Here is a 3,904-nt window from a genome sequence, read left to right as displayed (position 1 = left end):
CCCCGGCAGAGCAGTTATTTGCTGAGTTCGGTTTTACGGTTGACAATGTGGTGGCTAAAGCCAGCGCCCTGCTGTAAACGGTAGTCTGACGATCGGTTAAATATCACAGCATGGCAGCGTTCTGTCATGCTGTTTTTTTTTAGCTACACTAAAGGCTGACTGTGCTTTTTATGCACAATCGGTGGCTAAAAATGTGAAGCTGATCTAATTATTAGAATTGCAGTTGATCTCAGTCATTCCCGTGCCGCATGCCATGAACTATTCTCAGCTGAAGCGTTTCAGTTGAGCGATTGCAACGGCGAATGAACCGACAATGCAGTGGTAGTTAAACTGACAGCAGTGACGTGAATCACGGTTAACGTCACGGCAGGTAAGGGTAATCCGGGTAAAATGACCATCAGAATTGCGATAAATGGTTTTGGGCGTATTGGCCGTGGCGTATTACGGGCCTTGTATGAAACTGGCAGACATACGGATATTTCCGTGGTGGCGATTAATGAACTGGCCGACAGCCAGGGTATCGCCCATTTACTGAAGTATGACACCAGCCATGGTCGTTTTGCCTATGAGGTACGGCTGGAAGATGAAGTACTGAAAGTAGGCCGTGACAGCATTCGCTTACTGCACCAGCCACAGATTTCAGGGCTGCCGTGGCGTGAACTGGATATTGATATTGTGCTGGACTGTACCGGTAAATATGGCAGCCGGGCCGACGGTGAAGCGCATCTGGCGGCCGGGGCAAAAAAAGTGCTGTTTTCTCATCCGGGAGGCAACGATCTGGACGCAACCGTGGTTTACGGTGTCAACCATCAGCAGTTGAAAGCCGAAGACCGGATTGTCTCTAATGCTTCCTGTACCACAAATTGTATTATCCCGGTGATTAAATTACTGGATGATGCTTTCAGTATCGTATCGGGTACGGTAACCACTATTCATTCATCGATGCACGACCAGCAGGTGCTGGATGCGTATCATGACGACTTACGCCGTACCCGTGCGGCCAGTCAGTCGATTATTCCGGTCGATACCCGGCTGGCGGCCGGGATCACAAGGATACTGCCGAAGTTTGCCGATCGCTTTGAAGCCATCGCGGTACGGGTACCGGTAATCAATGTGACGGCCATCGATCTGAGTGTTACGCTGGAAACACCGGTGACAGCAGCACGGGTTAACGAAGTGTTGCACAACGCTGCGCAGGGGATATTTCGTGGTATAGTCGATTACACGGAATTACCGTTAGTGTCGGTTGATTTTAACCATGATCCCCACAGTGCTATTGTCGATGGCACCCAGACGCGGGTCAGTGGTAAGCACCTGGTGAAAACCCTGGTATGGTGCGATAACGAATGGGGCTTTGCTAACCGGATGCTGGATACTACGTTAGCAATGTCTGCAGGTAATTTCAGGTAAGGCGTGATAGCGCCTGGCAAAACTTATGAGAGTTAACGAGAGGATTCACCATGTCTGTGATTAAAATGACCGATCTGGATCTTGCGGGTAAACGTGTACTGATTCGTGCCGATCTTAATGTGCCGGTAAAAGACGGGAAAGTAACGTCTGATGCCCGTATTCGTGCATCATTGCCAACGATTGAATCTGCCCTGAAACAGGGGGCTAAAGTCATGGTTACCTCTCACCTGGGACGTCCGACCGAAGGTGAATACAACGAAGAATTCTCCCTGCTGCCTGTGGTTAACTACCTGAAAGATAAACTGGGCGACACCAGCGTAAAACTGGCTAAAGATTATCTGGACGGGGTTGAAGTTCAGCCTGGTGAACTGGTCGTTCTGGAGAACGTCCGTTTTAACAAAGGTGAGAAAAAAGACGACGAAACCCTGTCGAAAAAATATGCCGAACTCTGTGATGTGTTTGTGATGGATGCTTTTGGTACGGCACACCGTGCCCAGGCCTCGACCCACGGGGTGGGTAAATTTGCCCCTATCGCCTGTGCCGGCCCGTTACTGTCTGCAGAGCTGGAAGCGCTGGGTAAAGCAATGAGTAATCCGGCCCGGCCGATGGTTGCAGTGGTCGGTGGTTCAAAAGTCTCGACCAAATTTGATGTATTACAATCACTGGTTAACATTGCCGACACGGTGATTGTCGGTGGCGGTATTGCGAATACATTTGTGGCTATCGACAACAAAGTGGGTAAATCACTGTACGAGCCTGAGTTTGTCGATGCAGCGAAAAAACTGCGCGACCAGTACGGTATCCCGGTACCGACCGATTCCCGTGTAGGGACTGAGTTCTCTGAAACGGCTCCGGCCACGGTTAAGCGCGTCAGCGAGATTAAAGATAACGAAGAAATTATGGACTTCGGTGACGAAACTGCCCTGGCGATGGCTAAAATTCTTAAAGAAGCCAAAACCATCCTGTGGAATGGTCCGGTCGGCGTGTTCGAATTCCCTAATTTCCGTAAAGGAACTGAAATTGTTGCCAACGCTATCGCTGACAGCGATGCATTCTCTGTGGCAGGCGGCGGTGATACCCTGGCGGCAATCGACCTGTTCGGTCTTGAAGATAAAATTTCTTATATTTCCACCGGCGGTGGTGCTTTCCTTGAGTTTGTCGAAGGCAAAAAACTTCCGGCAGTTGCGATGCTGGAAGAGCGCGCAAAACAGTAATTCAGCAGCAGATGTGGCCGTCAGGCCACATCGATTTTTCCCGATTGACGGGCTTCCGTATACGGCCAACGAAACAGGACAATGTTATGTCTAAAATTTTTGATTTCGTAAAACCCGGTGTAGTTACTGGTGAAGATGTTCAGAAAATCTTTAAAGTTGCCAAAGAAAACCACTTTGCTCTGCCTGCGGTAAACTGTGTGGGCAGTGACTCAATTAACGCGGTACTTGAAGCCGCAGCGAAAGTAAAAGCCCCGGTCATTATTCAGTTCTCTAACGGTGGTGCTGCTTTTATCGCCGGTAAAGGCTATAAAACTGACAAACCGCAGGGCGCATCTATTATGGGTGCGATTGCCGGTGCCCATCATGTGCATCTGATGGCTGAAGCTTATGGTGTGCCAGTGATCCTGCATACTGACCATTGCGCGAAAAAACTGCTGCCGTGGATCGACGGCCTGCTGGATGCCGGTGAAGCGCACTTTGCCAAAACCGGTAAACCTCTGTTCTCTTCCCATATGATTGACCTGTCAGAGCAGTCACTGGAAGAAAACATTGAAATCAGCAGTAAATACCTGGCCCGTATGGCTAAAATGGGTATGACGCTGGAAATTGAACTGGGTTGTACCGGCGGTGAAGAAGATGGTGTCGATAACTCACATCTGGATAACTCGGCTCTGTATACCCAGCCGGAAGATGTCGACTATGCTTACCAGAAGCTGAGCGCAATCAGCCCGAATTTCACTATCGCAGCCTCTTTCGGTAACGTGCACGGTGTTTATAAACCAGGTAACGTTCAGCTGACACCAAAAATCCTGCGTAATTCTCAGGACTATGTCAGCGAAAAACATGGTCTGCCGCACAATGCACTGAACTTTGTCTTCCATGGTGGTTCAGGTTCGACCCCGGAAGAAATCAAAGAGTCTATCGGTTACGGTGTCATTAAAATGAACATCGATACTGATACCCAGTGGGCTAACTGGCACGGTATTCTTGAGTTCTACAAAAAGAACGAAGGTTACCTGCAGTCGCAGTTGGGTAACCCGGAAGGTGCCGATAAGCCGAACAAAAAATACTATGATCCGCGTGTCTGGTTACGTGCCGCCCAGAGTTCAATGGTGGAACGCGTAGAGCAGGCATTCAGAGAGCTGAACGCTATCGATCGCCTGTAAATCGAGACTGTTATCGGAAAGCCCGCCGCCCGGCGGGCTTTTTTATGGTTCATCGCACCTTAGCGTGAATTAATAGAAAACGGCGGTAAAAGTGGTTAGTTTTGTATTCGCCAA

General features: G+C 49.4%; 4 protein-coding genes. All 4 read left to right on the top strand.

Going from position 1 to position 3,904, the window contains the following annotated elements; genetic code table 11:
* Nucleotides 1-77 (top strand): hypothetical protein (locus tag JK211_RS17170; protein ID WP_371734654.1); only part of this gene is annotated, 77 nt, incomplete at its 5' end.
* Between the two features lie 313 nt (nt 78-390).
* On the top strand, nt 391-1,410 hold the full coding sequence (gene epd, locus JK211_RS16535) for an erythrose-4-phosphate dehydrogenase (RefSeq protein ID WP_212709712.1): 1,020 nt from the start codon (nt 391-393) through the stop codon (nt 1,408-1,410).
* A gap of 50 nt (nt 1,411-1,460) precedes the next feature.
* On the top strand, nt 1,461-2,624 hold the full coding sequence (gene pgk / locus JK211_RS16530) for a phosphoglycerate kinase (protein ID WP_212709711.1): 1,164 nt from the start codon (nt 1,461-1,463) through the stop codon (nt 2,622-2,624).
* Between the two features lie 86 nt (nt 2,625-2,710).
* A complete protein-coding gene (fbaA, locus tag JK211_RS16525) occupies nt 2,711-3,790 on the top strand; it encodes a class II fructose-bisphosphate aldolase (protein WP_212709710.1) in 1,080 nt (359 codons plus the stop codon).
* The last annotated feature ends 114 nt before the right edge of the window (nt 3,791-3,904 follow it).

This window comes from Tatumella sp. JGM130 (genome assembly GCF_018257525.1).
GTDB lineage: Bacteria > Pseudomonadota > Gammaproteobacteria > Enterobacterales > Enterobacteriaceae > Tatumella > Tatumella punctata.
The sequence above is the reverse complement of the archived record's forward strand: the minus strand, read 5'-3'. Positions and strand labels throughout refer to the sequence as shown.